Here is a 17,684-nt window from a genome sequence, read left to right on the forward strand (position 1 = left end):
CTCCTTGCCTCCCACTTTACGCCAAGGGGCAGGCCCCTGCCCGCCCCTTGGCATGCCGGGCTAGTCGATGTAGTCGTAGGCCACCAGGGTCAGGAACTCGATGAACTCCTGGGAGAGCACCAGCCGGTCCAGGATCTCCTCCGCCTCCTTGTAGCGGCCCGCTTCCCGCCCCCCGAGCTTGGCCAGCTCCTCCTCCTTCACCTGCTGGTAAAGCTCCGGGGTGATGGTGCGCCCATCCTCCAAGGTGGCCCCCCGGTGCACCCATTGCCAGAGCTGGGCTCGGGCAATCTCCGCGGTGGCAGCGTCCTCCATGAGGTTGAAGATGGCCGCGGCCCCGTTGCCGAGAAGCCACTGGTTCAGGTACTGGAGGGCCACGGAGACGTTGTTCCTGAGGCCCGCTTCCGTCACCTTGCCCCCGGGCACCTGGAAGTCCAGGAGGTCCTCCGCCCCCACCTGCACGTCCTCCCGCTTCACGTGCTTCTGGTGGGGCCTATCCCCCAGGTAGCGGTCGAAGACCTCCATGGCCACGGGCACCAGATCGGGGTGGGCCACCCAGGTGCCGTCAAATCCCTGGGAGGCTTCCCGCTCCTTGTCCGCCCGCACCTGCTGGAAGGCCCTTTCGTTCACCTCGGGGTCCTTGCGGCTGGGGATGAAGGCGGCCATGCCGCCGATGGCGTGGGCCCCGTGGAGGTGGCAGGACTTCACCAGAAGTTCGGTGTAGGCCTTCATGAAGGGCACGGTCATGGTGACCTGGGCCCGGTCGGGGAAGATGGGGGCGGTGGTGGCGAACTTCTTGATGCAGCTGAAGATGTAGTCCCAGCGGCCGGCGTTGAGCCCGGCGGCGTGCTCTTTAAGCTCGTAGAGGATCTCTTCCATCTCGAAGGCCGCCAGGATGGTTTCGATGAGCACCGTGGCCCGGATGGTCCCCCGGGGGAGGCCCACGTAGTCCTGGGCGAAGTTGAACACGTTGTTCCACAGCCGGGCCTCCAGGTGGCTTTCCAGCTTGGGTAGGTAAAAATAGGGACCGCTTCCCCGCCTTACGAGCTCGTGGGCGTTGTGGAAGAAGTAAAGCCCGAAGTCAAAGAGGCTAGCCGAGATGGGTTCCCCGTCCACCAAGACGTGCTTTTCCACCAGGTGCCAGCCTCGAGGCCGGACAAGGAGGGTGGCCACCTTATCCTTGAGCTTGTACTCCTTCCCCTCGGGGCTCACAAAGTCGATCTGGCGCCGGACAGCGTCATACAGGTTCTTCTGCCCTTGGATGACGTTGTCCCAGGTGGGCGAGAGGGCGTCTTCAAAGTCGGCCATGAAGACCTTGGCCCCGGAGTTCAGGGCGTTGATGATCATCTTGCGGTCCACGGGCCCGGTGATCTCCACCCGGCGGTCCTGGAGGTCGGGAGGGGTCTCGGCCACCTGCCAGCTCCCGCCCCGCACAAAGGCGGTCTCCTCCAGAAAATCCGGCTTCTCTCCTGCTTGGTACCTTGCCCAAAGCGCCTTCCGCCGCTCCAGGAGGGCCTTGCGCACGGGACCGAACTCCCTCTGCAGGGCCACCACAAACTTCAGGGCCTCTTCCGTGAGCACTTCCCCCAGGAGGGGATGGTCCTTGGTGATCTCCACGCCCTTCATGGTGGCCTGAGCCTAAGGGAGGGGGCGGAGGTTTGTCAAGAAGCAAAATGCTTTTTTGTATATTGAAAAATCTTGGGGAGCCTGGTACCCTAGGGTCTATGCCTAGACCCAGAGGAAAAGGTCCTGGGGAGGTCAAGACCCTGGAGCGGGGACTTGGGGTGCTGGAAGTCTTGAGCGAGCTGGGGGAGGCGGGTTTGTCCCCCTTGGCCGAGCGCACGGGGCTTTCCAGGAGCACCCTTTACCGCCTGCTTCAGACCCTGGCCCGCCGGGGTTTCGTGGAGGAGGAGGGGGGGGTCTACCGGGTGGGGCCCCGGGCCTTCACCGTGGGACAGGCCTACCTCCGCAAGAACCTCTTGGAGGCCGTGCGCCCCGAGATGGAGGCCCTGGCCCAGGCCACGGGGGAGAGCGTGAACCTGGCGGTGCTGGCGGGGATGGAGGCCCTTTACCTGGACCAGGCGGAGGGGACCAAGCTGGTGCGCCTCTTCACCGCCCCGGGTTCCCGGGCCCCCCTGCACGCCACCGGGGTGGGAAAGGTGCTCCTGGCCTTCCGGGGGGTACCCGAGGGCCTCCCCCTGACCCCCTATACCCCCCATACCCTCACCTCTCCAGAGGCTCTGGAGCGCGAGCTCGCTGGGGTGCGCCGGCAGGGCTATGCCCTGGACAACGAGGAAAAGGAACTTGGGGTGCGGTGCGTGGCCGCGCCCGTCTTTGGACCGGGGGGGGAAGTGGTGGGGGCCATCTCCCTCTCGGCCCCCGCGAGCCGCCTCTCCCTGGAGGAGGCCCATCGGCTGGCTCCCCGGGTGGTGGAGGCGGCCTGGAGAGCTTCTTTGCGCCTTGGCTTTACAGGCCCTGTATAATGAGAAAGGTTAGGTGGGTTTAGCGGGAGGAGCTAAGGGCCATGGACAAGGACCGTCCGGTGTACGTGATCTCTGTGGCGGCGGAGCTGGTGGAGATGCACCCGCAGACGCTGAGGCTGTATGAGCGGAAGGGGCTCATCAGGCCGAAGCGGTCTTCGGGGAAGACCAGGCTTTATTCGGAGCGGGACATTGAGCGGCTTAGGGAGATCCGCCGCCTGACGCAGGAGCTTGGGGTGAACCTGGCGGGGGTGGAGGAGATCATGCGGCTGCGGTCGGAGCTCGAGGCCCTGCAGGCCCGCTTCGAGGCCGAGGTGGCCCGGCTCAAGCGGGAGATCGGCACCCGCCTGGAGGAGCTGGAGCGCCGCGCCCTCCCCGCCCCGGGGGGGACGGAGAAGCCCTCCCCCAAGGACCGTCCGGTGTACGTGATCTCTGTGGCGGCGGAGCTGGTGGAGATGCACCCGCAGACGCTGAGGCTGTATGAGCGGAAGGGGCTCATCAGGCCGAAGCGGTCTTCGGGGAAGACCAGGCTCTACTCGGAGCGGGACATTGAGCGGCTTAGGGAGATCCGCCGCTTGACGCAGGAGCTTGGGGTGAACCTGGCGGGGGTGGAGGAGATCATGCGGCTGCGGTCGGAGCTCGAGGCCCTGCAGGCCCGCTTCGAGGCCGAGGTGGCCCGGCTCAAGCTCCTCCTTTTGGAAGAGGGCCGGGCGCTTCCGGAAGGGAGTAGTATGGGCGCGTGAGCGCCTTAGAGCCCCTTCTGGAGTTCCTTTCCATCCCTTCCGTTTCCACCGATCCGGCCCACAAGGAAGACGTCCGCAAGGCGGCCTTGTGGCTGGAGGCCAAGCTCCAAGCCCTGGGCTTCCGCACCGAGCTCCACGAAACCCCCTTGCACCCCATCCTCTATGCGGAGCGCCTCCTGGACGAGAACGCTCCCACGGTCCTGGTCTACGGCCACTACGACGTCCAGCCCCCGGACCCCCTGGAGCTTTGGGAAAGCCCGCCTTTTAGCCCCACCCTGCGGGACGGGCGGGTCTACGCCCGGGGGGCCTCGGACGACAAGGGGCAGCTTTGGGCCCACGTGGCGGCCTTGGAGGGTCTTTCTGCTCGGGTGAACGTGAAGTTCTTGGTGGAGGGGGAAGAGGAGATCGGAAGCCCCAGCCTTCTGCCCTTTGTCCGGGCGAACCGGGAGAAGCTGAGGGCGGACGTGGTTCTCATCTCCGATGGGGCCATGTTCGCCCCCCTCACCCCCACCCTCACCTACGGCCTAAGGGGCCTGGCCTACCTGGAGGTGCGGCTCCAGGGGGCCAAGCGGGACCTCCACTCGGGGGCTTTCGGTGGGGTGGCCCCGAACCCCATCCAGGCCCTGGGCTGGCTTTTGGCCAAGCTCAAGGACGAGGGAACCGGCAGGGTCCTCATCCCTGGCTTCTACGACCGGGTGCGCCCCGTGGCGGAAGAGGAGCGCCGCCTCTGGCCCCCCTTGGACGAGGCGGTCCTGAAGGCGGAGTTGGGGGTGGAGGTCCTGCCGGGGGAGGAGGGCTACACCCCGCTGGAAAGGCTTTGGGCCCGGCCCACCCTGGACCCCAACGGCATCTGGGGCGGCTACCAGGGCGAGGGCTCCAAGACGGTGATCCCCGCCGAGGCGGGGATGAAGCTCTCCATGCGCCTGGTGCCGGATCAGGACCCGGAGGAGGTGGCGGCCCTGGCGGAGGCGTACCTGCGGGAGGTTTGCCCACCCGGTTACACCTTGGAGGTCCTCCGCCTTCACGGGGGTAAGCCCGTCCTCACCGATCCCCATAGCCCCCCCATGCGGCTTATGGCCAAGGCCTTGGAGGAGGTCTGGGGCCGCCCGCCGGTCTACGCCCGGGAAGGCGGGACCATCCCCGTGGTGGCGGAGCTCCAGGAAACCCTGGGGGCGCCGGTGGTCCTCCTGGGCCTGGGGCTTCCCGACGACAACCTCCACGCCCCCAACGAGAAGCTGGACTTGGTGAACCTGGAGAAGGGCATCGCCGTCATAAGGCGCTTCTACGAGCTCCTGGCGGAGGCTTAGGCCAAGGGTGTCAGCCCTGGAGCGTTTCCAGTTGCCCCTGTACCTGGTGGCAGCCTTTTTGGGGGCAGGGCTTGGGTTCTGGGTTCCGGGGCTTCCCCCGTGGGGGGAGGTCCTGCTCTGGCCTGCCCTTATGGTCCTCCTCTTCGCCACCTTTCTCCAGGTGCCCCTCCTCGCCCTGCGGCAGGCTTTCCGCGACCGGGCCTTCCTCCTTGCCGGGCTTGTGGGCAACTTTCTCCTCGTGCCCCTTTTCGTCTACGCCCTTCTCCAGCTCCTCCCTCCGGAGCCGGGCCTCCGGCTGGGGGTGGCCTTGGTCCTCCTTGTACCCTGCACGGACTGGTTTCTGGCCTTCGCCCACCTGGGCCGGGGGGATGTGGCCCGGGCCCTAGTCCTCACACCCCTCAACCTTTTCCTACAGCTTCTCCTGCTTCCCCTCTACCTCTTTCTCCTTTCCGGAGGAAGCCCAGGGGGCGTGCCCCTGGCCTCGTTGTTGGAGGCGGCTTGGGTGGTTTTCTTCCCTCTTTTGCTCGCCCTTTTTCTCCAGGTCCGCTCTCTTGGGCGCCACCTCGCCGCCAAGACCGCCTCCTGGCCCGTGCCCCTCCTGGCCTTGGTGGTTTTCCTGGTGGCCTTGGGCAACGCGGGCCACCTGGCTGGTTTCCCCGCCCTTTTCCTGGTGCTTGGGGGCGTCTTCGCCCTCTACCTACTCCTGGCCCTGGGGCTGGCCTGGGTCCTGGCCCGCCTCTTCCGCCTCGAGGCCAAGGCGGGGCGGACGCTAGCCTTCAGCCTGGGCACCCGCAACTCCTTCCTGGTCCTGCCCTTGGCCTTGGCCCTGCCAGAGGGGATGGCCCTCGCTCCCCTGGTCATCGTCTTTCAGGCCTTGGTGGAGCTTTTGGGCATGGGTGCGGCGGTCCGGCTGGTCCCTAGGCTTTTCCCTTAGCCCGCCTGCCCGGGGTGGACCTTCTTGAAGATGAGGGCCTCCCCCACCCGGCCCGAGAGGATGGGTACGGCGGCGCTTTTGGCCACCTGGGCGCAAAAGGGCACGTCGGCCTCGAGGCCCACCGCCTTCAGGGCCTGGGCCGCCGCGGAGAGGGAGAGGGCCTCCAAGGGGTCCTGGTAGGCCCGCTTCACGGAAAGGGCGATCCGGGCTCCGTCCTCGGGCTCCACCTCCCCCAAAAGCCCCAGGTACTCCGCCAGCACCCCGGCGGTGTAGAGGTCGTCCAGCCCCACCCGCCCCTCCTTGCCGGCGCAGAGGATGGCCACCTCCTCCGCGGCCAGCTCCCGGGCCAGCCGGGCGGCGGCATGGGCGTTAAAGAGGGAGGCCAAAAGGACGTGCTTGGCGGTTTTGGCGGCCGCGTGGGCGGCTTTGGTGCCGTTGGTGGTGCTCAGGACCACCACCTTGCCCCCCACCGGGGCCTCTAGGGCCTCCCGGGGGGAGTTGCCCAGGTCAAACCCTGGGGGCTTTAGCCCCCCCACCTCCCCTGCCAGGAGCACGTCCCGGTCCTTGAAAGCCCGGGCGGCCTCGAGGCCCGCCACCAGGTACAAGGCCTCCGCCCCGGCCTCCAAAAGGCAGGTGGCGGTGGTGGTGGCCCGGATCACGTCCACCACCAAAACCACGTCCGGGTAGGCCACTTCTTCCGTGGGCAGCACGTCCACCTTCAGGCGCATGCGGTTTCCTCCTCAGGTTAGGCCGAAGGCCACTTCCTCCAAAAGCCGCTCGTCCAAAACCTCCACTTCCCCTGGGGCCAGCCGCAGGATGCCCTGCCCCTTCAGCTGGTGGAGCACCCGGGTCACGGTTTCCCGGCTGGCCCCGGCCAGGGCCGCCAGGTCCTGGTGGCGCAGGTGGAGCCTGAGCCCGTACCCTTGGCGCACCAGCTTGAGGAGGGCGTAGGCCACCCGGCTCTGCGCTTCCTCAAAGGCCAAAAGGTCCAGCTCCAGGTTGGCCTCCCGCAGGCGGTAGGCCAGGATGCGGGCCAGGTTGTGGGCGAAGAGGGGAAGGCGCCGGATGAGGCCGAAGTAGGATTCCCGGTGGAGGGTGAGGAGTAGGGTATCCTCCTCGGCCACGGCGCTGGCGCTCCTTTCCGAGGCGTCCAGGAGGCTCATCTCCCCAAAAACCCCCCCCGGTCCCAGGAAGCCCAGGGTCTTCTCCTGGCCTCCCAGGTGGGTGCGGTAGAGCCGCACCCGGCCTCGCTCCACCAGGTAAAGGCTCTGACCCAGGTCCCCCTGCTCAAAGACCAGCTTGCCCTTGGGGTAGAAGAGGGGCTGGAAGTAAGAGCGCGCCAGGCGGGCTTCCTCGGGGCTCAGGTCTTGGAAGAGGGTGGGCGACATCGGTCCCACTCTAACCGAGCCTTCATCTTTTGCCTAGAGGATGAGGAGGTGCGCCCGGTGCTGGAGGCCAAAGACCTAGGGTTCACCTACGGGAACGGCTATCTGTTTCGGGCCCTTTCCTTAAGGGTGCTTCCCGGAGAGGCGTGGGCGGTTTTGGGCCCTTCGGGGAGCGGCAAGACCACCCTCTTGCACCTTTTGGCCGGCCTCCTGCCCTTGCAGGAGGGCGAGGTCTACTGGGAAGGGGAGGCCATCCGGGGGCTTTCGGAAGGGCAGTTGGCCCGGAAGCGGTTGCGCTTCCTGGGCCTGGTCTTCCAGCACCACTTCCTCTTCCCCGAGCTCACCGCCTTGGAAAACGTCCTCGCCCCGGGGTACCTGACAGGACGGGTAGACCGGGAGTTTGGGCTTTGGCTCCTGGGACGGCTAGGCCTGGCAGCGCGGGCGGACTATCTGCCCCAGCGGCTTTCCGGCGGGGAAAGGCAGCGGGTGGCGGTGGCGAGGGCCCTTTACCTCAAGCCCAGGCTCCTCCTGGCCGATGAACCCACCGCCAGCCTGGACCGCCACCAGGCCCGGGAGGTGCTTGGACTCATGCGGGAGCTTTCCCGGGAGGTGGGGGCGGCCTTGCTCCTCTCCACCCACGACGCCTCCCTGGTAGAGGGGCTTCCCGCCCTGTGGCTGTAGCCCTCTTCCCAGGGGGGTGAAGTAAGATTGAGCGGTATGAGCCCCATCCACGTGCGCGGGCAGAAAGGGGACGTGGCCGAAAGGGTGCTCCTGCCCGGGGACCCGGGGCGGGCGGAGTGGATCGCCACCACCTTCTTGGAGGAACCCAGGCTCTACACCTCCTACCGGGGCCTCCTGGGCTTCACGGGCCGCTACAAGGGGGTGCCCATCTCCGTGCAGACCACGGGCATGGGGGCTCCCTCGGCCAGCATCGTGGCCGAGGAGCTGGTGAGCCTGGGGGCCCGGGTTCTCCTGCGGGTGGGCACCTGCGGGGCGGTGGACGAAGCTCTGGCCCCGGGGGACCTGGTGGTGGCCCAAGGGGCCGTGCCCCTGGACGGGGCTACCCGGCAGTACCTGGAGGGCCGCCCCTACGCTCCCGTGCCCGACGCCGAACTCTTTCGGGCCCTTTGGCGGAAGGCGGAAGAGAAGGGCTTTCCCCACCACGTGGGCCTGGTGGCTACGGAGGACGCCTTCTACGCCACCACCCCGGAAGGAGCCAAGGCCTGGGCCCGTTTTGGCGTCTTGGCCTTTGAGATGGAGGCCAGCGCCCTCTTCCTCCTAGGCAAGATGCGGGGGGTAAAGGCGGGTGCGCTCCTTGCCGTTTCCAACCGCATCGGCGACCCGGAGCTGGCGCCCCCGGAGGTGTTGCAGGAGGGGGTGCGGCGTATGGTGGAGGTGGCCCTCGAGGCCCTTTTGGAGGTGTAGCATGGCCCACGAGCACGACCACGAACACGAGTTCATCCTGGAGATCCCCGAGTTTGAGCACCTCGCCTACGAGGTGGAGGAGGGCATCGCCCTGGTGACCCTCAAGCGGCCGGAGGCCCTGAACGCCCTTTCCCAAGACCTTCTCCAGGAGCTGGCGGAGGTGGCCGAGGTCATCCACCAAGACCCCGAGGCCCGCGTGGTCATCTTCACCGGGGAAGGGAAGGCCTTCGCCGCTGGGGCGGACCTGAAGGAGATCGCCGCCCTCAAAGACCCCTTCATGGCCCGGGAGTACGCCCTTTTAGGCCAGCAGGTCTTCGCCGAGATCGCCGCCTTGCCCCTGCCCACCATCGCCGCCATCAACGGCTACGCCCTGGGGGGCGGGCTGGAGCTGGCCCTGGCCTGCGACCTGCGGGTGGCCGCCAAGGGCGCCAAGCTGGGCCTGCCTGAGGTGGGTCTGGGCCTCATGCCTGGCTTCGGCGGCACCCAGCGCCTTCCCCGCCTCATCGGGCGGGGGCGGGCCCTGGACCTCATCTTCACCGGGCGGCACGTGCCCGCGGAAGAAGCCCTCGCCTTGGGGTTGGTGAACCGCGTGGCGGAGGACGCCCTCGAGGAGGCGAAAAGGCTCGCCCGGCAGATCCTGAAAAACGCTCCCATCGCCCTGGCCCTGGCCAAGGAGAGCGTGGTGCGGGGAGAGGGGTTGGATCTGGCGGAGGCCTTGGAGATCGAGGCCGACCTCTTCGGCTACGCCTCGGCCACCCAGGACATGAAGGAAGGGGTACAGGCCTTTTTGGAAAAGCGCCCCCCCAACTTCAAGGGGGAGTAGGGCCGCCCCACCTGGCCCCAGCAGGGGGGTCGGCACTCCCTTCCCCTGGGCCGTTGGCGGATATGGCCCAAGGGTAGCCTTGGTGGGGTTGCTCCTTCTCCTCGCTGGGGTGGTGTAAGGTAGGAGGTACCCATGACGGGAGAACGCGTGGTTCACGTCGCCAGCCCCAAGGCCAAGCTCTACGCGGAGGCCGACCAGGCCATCCGCGAGCGCCTGAAGTCCCTTCCCAAAGCGCTCAAGGCCTACGAGCTCCTCATTCAAGACCCGGAAGCCCGCGCTGGGTGGAACATGGCCAACTACCTCACCATGCGCAAGCTGGGCTACAACGACCACGGCCGGGTCCACGCCCTCCTCACGGGGGCGGCCAGCGTGGCCATCCTCTCCCTCTTGAGCGAGGCCGGGGTGCGGCTGGACACCGTGGAGTCGGGGGCGGGGGAGGTGGAGGACGCCTACGTGGTGGTGCTCCTCTCCACCATGCTCCACGACTTGGGGAACCAGGTGCACCGGGAACACCACGAGGCCTTCGGTGTCACCCTGGCCTTGCCCATTCTCAACCGCCTTCTGGAGAAGATCTACCCCGATCCCGAACAGCGCACCGCTCTAAGGGCCCTCATCCTCCACGGCATCTATAGCCATGACCTCTCCCCAGAGCCCCTGACCATCGAAGCGGGGGTCACCGCCGTGGCCGACGGCACCGACATCACCAAGGGACGGGGAAGGAAGGCCTTTGCCCTGGGAAGCATCGACATCCACTCCATCAGCGCCCTGGCGGTGGACGAGGTGCGCATCCTCAAAGGGGAAAAGGTGCCCGTGGAGATCCAGGTCACCATGAACAACTCCGCGGGTATCTTCCAGGTGGAGGAAACCCTCACCAAGAAGGTGCTGCGAAGCCCCTTGCGGCCCTACGTCAGCGTGGTGGCCATGACCGAGGGCAACGGAAGCCAAGACCAGCGCATCGTCCACCGGGTGCGCCTCCATGAGAGCGAGGACCGCTTCGTCTTGGACTGAGGCTCCGGGAGGTTTACCCCTGCGGCCAAAGCTCCCGGACCTCCTTGGGGAGCAGGTTCATCACGTCCTGGACCTCCCCCTCCGAAACCTTTTCCTTAAGGACCCGGAAAACCGCCCGCGCTGCGGCCTCGGGGTCCAGGGCGGGGCCGGAGGGAGTCTTGAGCTCCCGAGCCACGTGGGCCAGGAAGTCCTCCTTGTGCCGCTCCTTGAGGGGCTTGTCCGTGGGGTCCCAGCCCTCGTAGAAGAGGCCCCGAAGGAGCATGGGTAGACCCGCGGCCAGCTGGGCGGCCTCCTCCACGGTGAGGCGGTCCCTGAGGGCGTGGAGCACGGCCCTCAGGGCCATGTAGGCCCGGTGGCGGTCCTCAGTGCCCAGGGCCTCCATGACGGCCTTTAGCCAGGCATGGGTCTTGTGAAGGGTGGTATCGAACACCTCCAGACCGGTGGCGCTCATACATTCACCCCTTATTTAAAGCATATAACTTGAGCGTAGATATGTAAATGGGCAGCGAGTCCCCAAACGGCGGGGGGCTTCCGTCTGGGGACCCTCACCCTACGGGGTTGCCCTGGCGTCAGCGGGCTACCTTCGGGTCCCCACCTCCTTGGTGAGCTCCCGCTTGAGGATCTTCCCCACGCTGGATTTGGGGAGGGTGTCGCGGAACTCTATGATGCGGGGGACCTTGTAGGCGGCGAGGTTTTGGCGGCAGAAGGCCTCGATGTCCATTTCCGAGACCTTGCCTTTGAACTCGTCTTTGAGGACGAGGAAGGCGGCGACGGTTTCCCCGCGGTAGGGGTCGGGGACGCCCACCACGGCGGCTTCCTGGACGGCTTGGTGCTGGTAGAGGACTTCTTCCACTTCCCTGGGGTAGATGTTGTAGCCGCCGGCGATGATCATGTCTTTTTTGCGGTCGACGATGTAGAAGTAGCCGTCTTGGTCCATGCGGGCCATATCGCCGGTGAAGAGCCAGCCGTTTTTGAGGGTTTTTGCGGTTTCTTCGGGGCGGTTCCAGTAGCCTTTCATGACGTTGGGGCCTTGGACGATGAGCTCGCCCACCTCGCCCAGGGGCACCTCGTTCCCTTCCTCGTCCACCACCTTGGCCTCCACCCCAGGGAAGGGGAGGCCCACGCTGCCCAGCTTGCGGGGCCCGTAGAGGGGGTTGCAGTGGGTCACGGGGCTGGCTTCGGTGAGGCCGTAGCCTTCCACCAGCTTGGCCCCGGTGAGCCGCTCGAAGCGCTCCGCCACCTCCACGGGCAGGGGGGCCGAGCCCGAGATGCAGGCCCGGATGCTCCTCAGGCTCCGCTTTTCGATGCCGGGGAAATTGTTGAAGGCCACGTAGAGGGTGGGCACCCCGGGAAAGAGGGTGACCTGGTGCTTCTCGATGGCCTCCACGATGGGCCCGATCTCTGGCCGGGGCAGGAGGACCAGCTTGGCGGCCCCTAAAAGGGCCAGGTTCATGGCCACGGTCATGCCGTAGACGTGGAAGAAGGGGATGGCTCCCAGGACCACCTCCTCCCCTTCCCGGAAGTCGGGGATCCAGGCGCGCACCTGGAGGGCGTTGCTGGAGAGGTTCCGGTGGGTGAGCATGGCCCCCTTTGCCACCCCGGTGGTCCCCCCGGTGTACTGCAAAAGCGCCAGGTCGTCCAGGTCCAGGGGTACGGGCTCGGGCTTCCCAGGCTTCAAGAAGGCCCGCCAGGGGGTGCCTTCCAGGTTCTTGGGCGCCTGTCCCTTGCGCCGCAGCATGAGGGGATAAAGGAGGTTTTTGGGGAAGGGGAGGTAGTCCTGCAGCCCGGTGCGCACCAGGAGTTCCACCGGGGCCTCGGCCTTCACCTCCTGGTAGCGGGGGAGGAGGAGGTCCAAGATGACCAGGGCCTTGGCCCCCGAGTCCAGAAGCTGGTGCCGAAGCTCCCTTGGGGTGTACATGGGGTTGGTGTTCACCGCCACCCCTCCCGCCAGCAGGGTGCCGTAGAAGGCGACGACGAACTGGGGGGAGTTGGGTAGCATGATGGCCACCCGGTCCCCAGGTTTCAGGCCCGCCTCCTGCAGCCCTCTGGCGAAGGCCTCCACCTCCCGCCAGAGGGCCTCGTAGGTGAGACTTCGCCCCAGGAACTCCAGAGCCACCTTCTTGGGGTAGCGCCGGGCGTTTTCCCGCAGGAGTTCGGTCAGGAGCCAGGGTTTGGGGGCCTCCTTGGGGACCCTAGGGTCGTAGTGGCTGTACCAAGGATGCATGGCACCTCCTTGAACCGGGTCAAAGTTTACCCCTCCGCCCTACCCCGGGCAAGGGGCTTTAGGCCCGGAAGTAGCGATAGGGGGGGCCTTCCCGGTCCACCTCCCCCTCCTGGCGCAGGTACTCCAGGTGGGCCAGGGTTTCCGCGAAGGCGAAGCGCCTCCCGGCGGCGTCCAGCTCCTGAGGGAAGAGCTTCAGGGAGAGCTCCCAGGCGGTCTTGGGGCCTTCCAGGTGGGTGAGGAGGGCCGAAAGGCGCTTCTCGTGGTGGGCGATGAGTTCTTGGGCCCTTTGGGCCACGTCCGGGATGGGGCCGAAGTGGCCGGCGTGGGCTATCCGGGCGGGGACCTCTTCCAGGCGCTTCAAGGAGGCGACGAAGTCCTTCAAGGGGTTTTCCCGGGTGTAGGCCCAAAGGCCCACGTTGGGGGAGACCCGCTCCAGCAGGGCATCCCCTGCCAGCAAGATCCCTTCCTCTTCCAGCCAAAAGGCCACGTGGCCGTCCGCATGCCCCGGGGTCCAGAAGACCCGGAGGCGCCGCCCCGCCACCTGCAGCACCTCCCTGTCTTGCAAGGGAATGGGGTTTTGGGGAGGGTGGACCCGCTCCCGGGTTTTGGCCATGGTTTCCCGGATGCCCCAAAGGGCCTCCTCGGGGGTGCCGTGCTCCCGGAAAAGCCGCCAGCTTGCCTCCTCAAAGGCCTCAGGGTGGAGCCAGAAGCGGTGGCCCCGGGAAAGCTCCTCCTCGTGCAGGTAAACCCTTGCCCCAAGCCCCTCGAAAAAGCCCGCCAGGCCGTAGTGGTCGGGGTGGTGGTGGGTGAGGAGGACGGACGTCACGTCCTGGAAGCACAGGCCGAGCTCCGCCAGGTAGAGCTCCAGGGTGCCCCGGGCGGTGCGGGTGCCCAGGGCGGTGTCCACCAGAGCCACCTCCCCTTGGCCCTTCAGGAGGTAGAGGTTCACCGTCTTCAAGGGGTAGGGGATGGGTACGGGGAGGAGGTAAAGTCCAGGGAGGAGCTCCTTCATAGGAGGACCTTGAGGAGGAAGAGGGCGGCCAGGAAGGGGTCTTTTTCCTTCAGGTGCCAGGGGAAGCGGAAGCCGCCTTCCCCGTCCGCCTCCACCTCGAGGCCCCCTAGGGCCTCCTGCAGGCGGGCCAAGACCTCCTCTGGAGGGAGCACCTCCCCCCCAGGCAGGACCACGGCCAGGCGGTCCGCATCCCCGTCCAGGGCGAAGCCCACCGCCGGGGGCTCTTGGGCCTTCAGGAGGACCAGGAGGGTGGAGAGGTTTTCCGGCCTGGGGTCCGGGTCCACCCCGTAGAAGAGGGGGTGGGGGAGGGGGTGGAGCTCCCTAAGCTCCGCCCCAAGGCCCAGGCGCTTGAAGGCAAGGGGCATCAGCCCCCCGCCCGCCCCGCCCAGGGTGTCCAGGTAGACCACCCCCGCCTTGGCCCCAAGCCCTTCCCCAGCGCTCTGGGCCAGGCGCTCCACGTAGGCCTTTTTGCGGTCCAGGACCTGGAAGCCGCCTCGGGCCTCCGGGGCTTCCTCGGGCAGGAGAACCCCCTCCGGGGCGAGGGGATGGCCCGCTCCCAGGCGGAGCCTCACCCCCTGGTAGCGGGCGGGCCTGCGGCCCGCGGAGAGGTAGAAGCCCGCGGCCCCCAGCTCCTCGAGGGCGAAGCCGAAGAGGGGGAGGGGAGCGGGGCCTCGGAGCAGGTAGGTTTCCAGGCCCAACCCCGCAAGCACCCCTGCCGCTTCCTCCGCCATCTCCCCCGCCAGGAAGCGGGCGTCGTGGGCCACCACCACCCGTCCAAGCCCCTCTTCCTGCACCCTTGCGCCAAAGCCCGCCGCCAGCCGGGCCACGGCGGCGAAGGTGAAACCCTTGGCGATCTCTCCCAGGAAGCCATCCTGCGTGGGGTAGAGCTCCATGCCCTAGAGTCTACCCCGTGGTACACTCTCCCCCGTGGACGACGAGCTCCTCCACTCCCTGAACGAGGCCCAGCGCCAGGCGGTCTTGCACTTTGAGGGGCCGGCTTTGGTGGTGGCGGGGGCGGGCAGCGGCAAGACCCGCACCGTGGTCCACCGGGTGGCCTACCTCATGGCCCGGCGAGGGGTCTTCCCCTCGGAGATCCTGGCGGTCACCTTCACCAACAAGGCCGCTGAGGAGATGAAGGAGCGCCTTAGGCGGATGGTGAAAGGGGCAGGGGAGCTTTGGGTGGCCACCTTCCACTCCGCCGCCTTGCGGATTCTGAGGGTCTACGGGGAGAGGGTGGGGTTGAGGCCGGGGTTTGTGGTCTACGACGAGGACGACCAGACCGCCCTCCTGAAGGAGGTGCTAAAGGAGCTGGGGCTTGCTGCACGCCCCGGGCCCATCAAGGGCCTCTTAGACCGGGCCAAGAACCGGGGGGAGGCCCCCGAGTCCCTGCTTTTGGAGCTTCCCGACTACTACGCCGGGCTGAGCCGGGGGAGGCTTTTGGATGTGCTGAAGCGCTACGAGGAGGCCCTCAAGGCCCAGGGGGCCTTGGACTTCGGGGACATTCTCCTTTATGCCCTGCGCCTTCTGGAAGGGGACCCGGAGGTTTTGAAGCGGGTGAGGAAGCGGGCCCGCTTCATCCACGTGGACGAGTACCAGGACACGAGCCCCGTCCAGTACCGCCTCACCAAGCTCCTGGCGGGGGAGGAGGCCAACCTCATGGCCGTGGGCGACCCGGACCAGGGCATCTACTCCTTCCGCGCCGCGGACATCAAGAACATCCTGGAGTTCACCCGGGACTTCCCCGGGGCCAAGGTGTACCGCCTCGAGGAGAACTACCGCTCCACCGAGGCCATCCTGCGCTTGGCCAACGCCGTCATCGTGAAGAACGTCTTGCGGCTGGAGAAAAGCTTGCGTCCGGTGAAGCCTGGGGGCGAACCGGTGCGCCTCTACCGCGCCAGGGACGCCCGGGACGAAGCCCGCTTCGTGGCGGAGGAGGTCCTGCGCCTGGGGCCGCCCTTCGACCGGGTGGCGGTCCTCTACCGCACCAACGCCCAAAGCCGCCTCCTGGAGCAGGCCCTGGCCTCTAGGGGCATCGGGGCGCGGGTGGTGGGGGGGGTGGGGTTCTTTGAACGGGCGGAGGTGAAGGACCTCCTGGCCTACGCCCGCCTCGCCCTGAACCCCTTGGACGGGGTGAGCCTCAAGCGGGTGCTGAACACCCCTCCGCGGGGCATCGGCCCGGCCACGGTGGAACGGCTCACCCGCATCGCCCAAGAAAGGGGGCTTCCCCTCTACGAGGCCTTGAAGGTGGGGGTGGAGCTTCTTCCCCGCCCCGAGCCCCTGCGCCACTTCCTGGCCCTGATGGAGGAACTCCAGGACCTGGCCTTCGGCCCGGCGGAAGGGTTTTTCCGCCACCTCCTTTTGGCCACCGACTACCCGGCCTACGTGCGCGAGGCCTATCCCGAAGACTTTGAAGACCGCCTGGAGAACGTGGAGGAGCTCCTCCGCGCGGCCAAGGAGGCGGAGGGCCTCATGGACTTCCTGGACAAGGTGGCCCTCACCGCCAAGGCGGAGGAGCCGGGGGAGCCCGAGGGCAAGGTGGCCCTCATGACCCTGCACAATGCCAAGGGCTTGGAGTTCCCGGTGGTCTTTTTGGTGGGAGTCGAGGAGGGGCTTTTGCCCCACCGCTCCTCGGTGAACACCCTGGAGGGCCTGGAGGAGGAGCGCCGCCTCTTCTACGTGGGGGTGACCCGGGCCCAGGAGAGGCTTTACCTCTCCTACGCTGAGGAGCGGGAGGTCTACGGGCGCACCGAGCCCACCCGACCGAGTCGCTTCCTGGAGGAGGTGGAGGAGGGGCTATACCAGGAGTACGACCCCTACCGGGAAAGGCCCCTAAAGCCCGTCCCCCCAGCTCATCGGCCCAAGCCCGGGGCTTTCCGGGGCGGGGAGAAGGTGGTCCACCCGCGCTTCGGCCCGGGCACCGTGGTGGCGGCCAGCGGGGACGAGGTCACGGTGCACTTTGAGGGGGTGGGCCTGAAGCGCCTCTCCCTGAAGTACGCCGACCTGCGCCCAGGGTGAGGGAAAAGGATGCGCCCGGAGTACCACAGCACCCGCCCCTTGGTCTTCCTCTACCGGAAGCCTTCCCCACTCTTTGACCGCTTGCTGGCGGAGGTGGCCGCGGCCCGGCTCCCCCTTTTCCCCTACCCGGTGGAGGGCGAAGACCCCTGGAAGGTCCTTCCCTGCCTGGCTCCCTTGGGCTTGGCCGGAATGGTGTTGGCGGAGGCCACGCCTCCCCAGGAGGGCCTCCGCTTGGAGCCGGAGGCCCGAGCCGCAGGCCTGGTGGATCTGGTGGTGCCCGGCATGGGCGGGGCCGTGGGCCAGTACACGGAAGGGGTGGCCTTAGAGCGCTTTCTCGCCCTCCACTTTCCCGGGGCCAAGGGGCTTTGGCTCGGCCCCCTGCGCCCCTCGTTGGCCCCCTTCCTGCGGCCTTTGGGCCAGGTCTCCCTGGCGGCAGAGAGCTTCGCCCAGGGGGATAGCTTCCTCGCCCGCTTGCCGGAGCGGGCCCGGGGGCACGTGGCCCTGAGGCGGGAGGAGGTGGGGGCCCTTTCCCTCCAGGCCGACCTCCTCCTCTATGCGGGGGGGCGGCTTCCCCTGGAGCACCTCCAGCCCTTCCACGCCCTCTTTGCCCTCGCCCCCGTGGACCGGGGGGTGTACGAGCGGGTGCACGTGGTCCATTCCCCAGAAGACCTCTTGGCCTTCCAGGTGCGGGCGGTCCTCGAGGGCCTCGGCTACCCCCTCTGACCCGCCCGCCGGACCTCCCTGGCCAGGAACCCCATGCTGAGGGCGATAAGGGCGAAGGCGATGAGGGCCTGCAGGGGGATGGGGAACTGGGGGATGTACTCCACCGAGCAGGGCACCGGAGGCTTGCAGGCCAGGGTGAAGAGGTCGGGGAAGCGCTGTTCCAGGAGATGTAGGGTGCTGAATCCGCCCCCGATGAGGGAAAGGGCCAGGCTGTAAGGCCATATGGCAAAATCCTGCCGCCAAAGGGCCAGGCCCAGGATCACCGCTTGCGGGTACATGAAGATGCGCTGGTACCAGCAGAGCTCGCAGGGCAGGAAAAGGCGCACCTCGGAGTAGTAGAGGCTTCCCAAGGTGGCCACCAGGGCCACCAGCCAGGCGAAGGCCAAGATGAGGGAGCCGCGCCGCATCGGTCCCAGCATACCCCTAAACTGCTCCTTATGAGGGAAGAGCTTGTGGAGGGCGAGGACTTCTATTGGGAGGAGGGGCGGATGGTCTTCACCGAGGCCTACCACCGCAAGCGGGGCTACTGCTGTGGTTCAGGGTGCCGCCATTGCCCCTGGCGCGGGAAGGAGGAGGAAGAGGCTTAACCCCGTCGTGGCTTGCGCCAC

19 protein-coding genes are annotated in these 17,684 nt (G+C 67.3%); 11 read left to right on the plus strand and 8 right to left on the minus strand.

Annotated features, from left to right (window positions below):
• Positions 1-60: 60 nt before the first annotated feature.
• Positions 61-1,623: a malate synthase A gene (gene aceB, locus L1088_RS04745; RefSeq protein WP_234553945.1), complete on the minus strand. Its 1,563-nt coding sequence runs from the start codon at positions 1,621-1,623 to the stop codon at positions 61-63.
• Positions 1,624-1,721: 98 nt separating this feature from the next.
• Here aceB and L1088_RS04750 point away from each other — a divergent pair, with 98 nt between their 5' ends.
• The 4 genes from L1088_RS04750 to L1088_RS04765 are packed head-to-tail and all read left to right on the plus strand — an operon-like array spanning position 1,722 to position 5,461.
• Positions 1,722-2,480, plus strand: a complete 759-nt coding sequence (locus L1088_RS04750) for an IclR family transcriptional regulator (RefSeq protein WP_234553946.1) — start codon at positions 1,722-1,724, stop codon at positions 2,478-2,480.
• A 41-nt stretch (positions 2,481-2,521) separates the two neighbouring features.
• Positions 2,522-3,220: a heat shock protein transcriptional repressor HspR, fused homodimer type gene (hspR, locus tag L1088_RS04755; protein WP_038045668.1), complete on the plus strand. Its 699-nt coding sequence runs from the start codon at positions 2,522-2,524 to the stop codon at positions 3,218-3,220.
• The gene (locus tag L1088_RS04760) at positions 3,217-4,527 is read left to right on the plus strand and encodes a dipeptidase (RefSeq protein WP_234553947.1); all 1,311 of its coding nucleotides are present in this window, start codon (positions 3,217-3,219) and stop codon (positions 4,525-4,527) included. The genes hspR and L1088_RS04760 overlap by 4 nt, the downstream gene beginning before the upstream one ends.
• Before the next feature lie 7 nt (positions 4,528-4,534).
• Positions 4,535-5,461: an arsenic resistance protein gene (locus L1088_RS04765; RefSeq protein WP_234553948.1), complete on the plus strand. Its 927-nt coding sequence runs from the start codon at positions 4,535-4,537 to the stop codon at positions 5,459-5,461.
• Here the strand turns inward: L1088_RS04765 and L1088_RS04770 are convergent.
• Both L1088_RS04770 and L1088_RS04775 read right to left on the minus strand, forming a co-directional pair.
• Entirely contained in the window at positions 5,458-6,189 is a 732-nt protein-coding gene (locus L1088_RS04770; RefSeq protein WP_234553949.1) for a 2-phosphosulfolactate phosphatase, read from the minus strand. The two genes, L1088_RS04765 and L1088_RS04770, sit on opposite strands and share 4 nt — an antisense overlap.
• Before the next feature lie 12 nt (positions 6,190-6,201).
• Complete coding sequence (locus tag L1088_RS04775) at positions 6,202-6,849, minus strand: Crp/Fnr family transcriptional regulator (RefSeq protein ID WP_038045682.1); 648 nt, start codon at positions 6,847-6,849, stop codon at positions 6,202-6,204.
• Between the two features lie 48 nt (positions 6,850-6,897).
• On the opposite strand from L1088_RS04775, the gene L1088_RS04780 reads away from it, so the two are divergent.
• The 4 genes from L1088_RS04780 (at position 6,898) to L1088_RS04795 (ending at position 10,102) form a co-directional block, all read left to right on the plus strand.
• Complete coding sequence (locus L1088_RS04780; protein ID WP_234553950.1) at positions 6,898-7,527, plus strand: ABC transporter ATP-binding protein; 630 nt, start codon at positions 6,898-6,900, stop codon at positions 7,525-7,527.
• Positions 7,528-7,563: 36 nt separating this feature from the next.
• Positions 7,564-8,271 (plus strand): phosphorylase family protein, encoded by a 708-nt coding sequence (locus L1088_RS04785; RefSeq protein ID WP_234553951.1) that lies wholly within the window; start codon positions 7,564-7,566, stop codon positions 8,269-8,271.
• Between the two features lies 1 nt (position 8,272).
• Positions 8,273-9,094, plus strand: coding sequence for an enoyl-CoA hydratase/isomerase family protein (locus L1088_RS04790; protein WP_234553952.1), 822 nt, complete (start codon positions 8,273-8,275; stop codon positions 9,092-9,094).
• A 132-nt stretch (positions 9,095-9,226) separates the two neighbouring features.
• On the plus strand, positions 9,227-10,102 hold the full coding sequence (locus L1088_RS04795) for a phosphohydrolase (RefSeq protein ID WP_234553953.1): 876 nt from the start codon (positions 9,227-9,229) through the stop codon (positions 10,100-10,102).
• Positions 10,103-10,115: 13 nt separating this feature from the next.
• Here the strand turns inward: L1088_RS04795 and L1088_RS04800 are convergent, their stop codons facing one another.
• The 4 genes from L1088_RS04800 to L1088_RS04815 all read right to left on the minus strand — a co-directional run bounded on the left by L1088_RS04800 (position 10,116) and on the right by L1088_RS04815 (position 14,231).
• Positions 10,116-10,553 carry a DUF2267 domain-containing protein gene (locus L1088_RS04800; protein ID WP_234553954.1) on the minus strand — a complete coding sequence of 146 codons (438 nt, stop codon included), beginning with the start codon at positions 10,551-10,553 and terminating at the stop codon, positions 10,116-10,118.
• A gap of 126 nt (positions 10,554-10,679) precedes the next feature.
• Entirely contained in the window at positions 10,680-12,326 is a 1,647-nt protein-coding gene (locus tag L1088_RS04805; RefSeq protein WP_234553955.1) for a long-chain-fatty-acid--CoA ligase, read from the minus strand.
• 58 nt (positions 12,327-12,384) lie between these two features.
• Positions 12,385-13,338 (minus strand): MBL fold metallo-hydrolase, encoded by a 954-nt coding sequence (locus L1088_RS04810; RefSeq protein WP_234553956.1) that lies wholly within the window; start codon positions 13,336-13,338, stop codon positions 12,385-12,387.
• The gene (locus tag L1088_RS04815) at positions 13,335-14,231 is read right to left on the minus strand and encodes a phosphohexomutase domain-containing protein (protein WP_135259943.1); all 897 of its coding nucleotides are present in this window, start codon (positions 14,229-14,231) and stop codon (positions 13,335-13,337) included. Before L1088_RS04815 ends, L1088_RS04810 begins: the two co-directional genes overlap by 4 nt.
• A 34-nt stretch (positions 14,232-14,265) precedes the next feature.
• Between L1088_RS04815 and L1088_RS04820 the strand changes: the two genes are divergently transcribed.
• Entirely contained in the window at positions 14,266-16,353 is a 2,088-nt protein-coding gene (locus L1088_RS04820) for an ATP-dependent helicase (protein ID WP_234553957.1), read from the plus strand.
• Between the two features lie 9 nt (positions 16,354-16,362).
• Positions 16,363-17,076, plus strand: a complete 714-nt coding sequence (locus L1088_RS04825; RefSeq protein ID WP_234553958.1) for a hypothetical protein — start codon at positions 16,363-16,365, stop codon at positions 17,074-17,076.
• Here the strand turns inward: L1088_RS04825 and L1088_RS04830 are convergent.
• The gene (locus L1088_RS04830; RefSeq protein WP_038040025.1) at positions 17,064-17,483 is read right to left on the minus strand and encodes a disulfide bond formation protein B; all 420 of its coding nucleotides are present in this window, start codon (positions 17,481-17,483) and stop codon (positions 17,064-17,066) included. The genes L1088_RS04825 and L1088_RS04830 overlap by 13 nt on opposite strands.
• Positions 17,484-17,513: 30 nt before the next feature.
• On the opposite strand from L1088_RS04830, the gene L1088_RS04835 reads away from it, so the two are divergent.
• Positions 17,514-17,663 carry a C1orf53 family protein gene (locus L1088_RS04835; RefSeq protein ID WP_167764511.1) on the plus strand — a complete coding sequence of 50 codons (150 nt, stop codon included), beginning with the start codon at positions 17,514-17,516 and terminating at the stop codon, positions 17,661-17,663.
• Positions 17,664-17,684 lie beyond the last annotated feature (21 nt).

It is taken from the genome of Thermus caliditerrae (assembly GCF_021462525.1).
GTDB classification, from domain to species: domain Bacteria; phylum Deinococcota; class Deinococci; order Deinococcales; family Thermaceae; genus Thermus; species Thermus caliditerrae.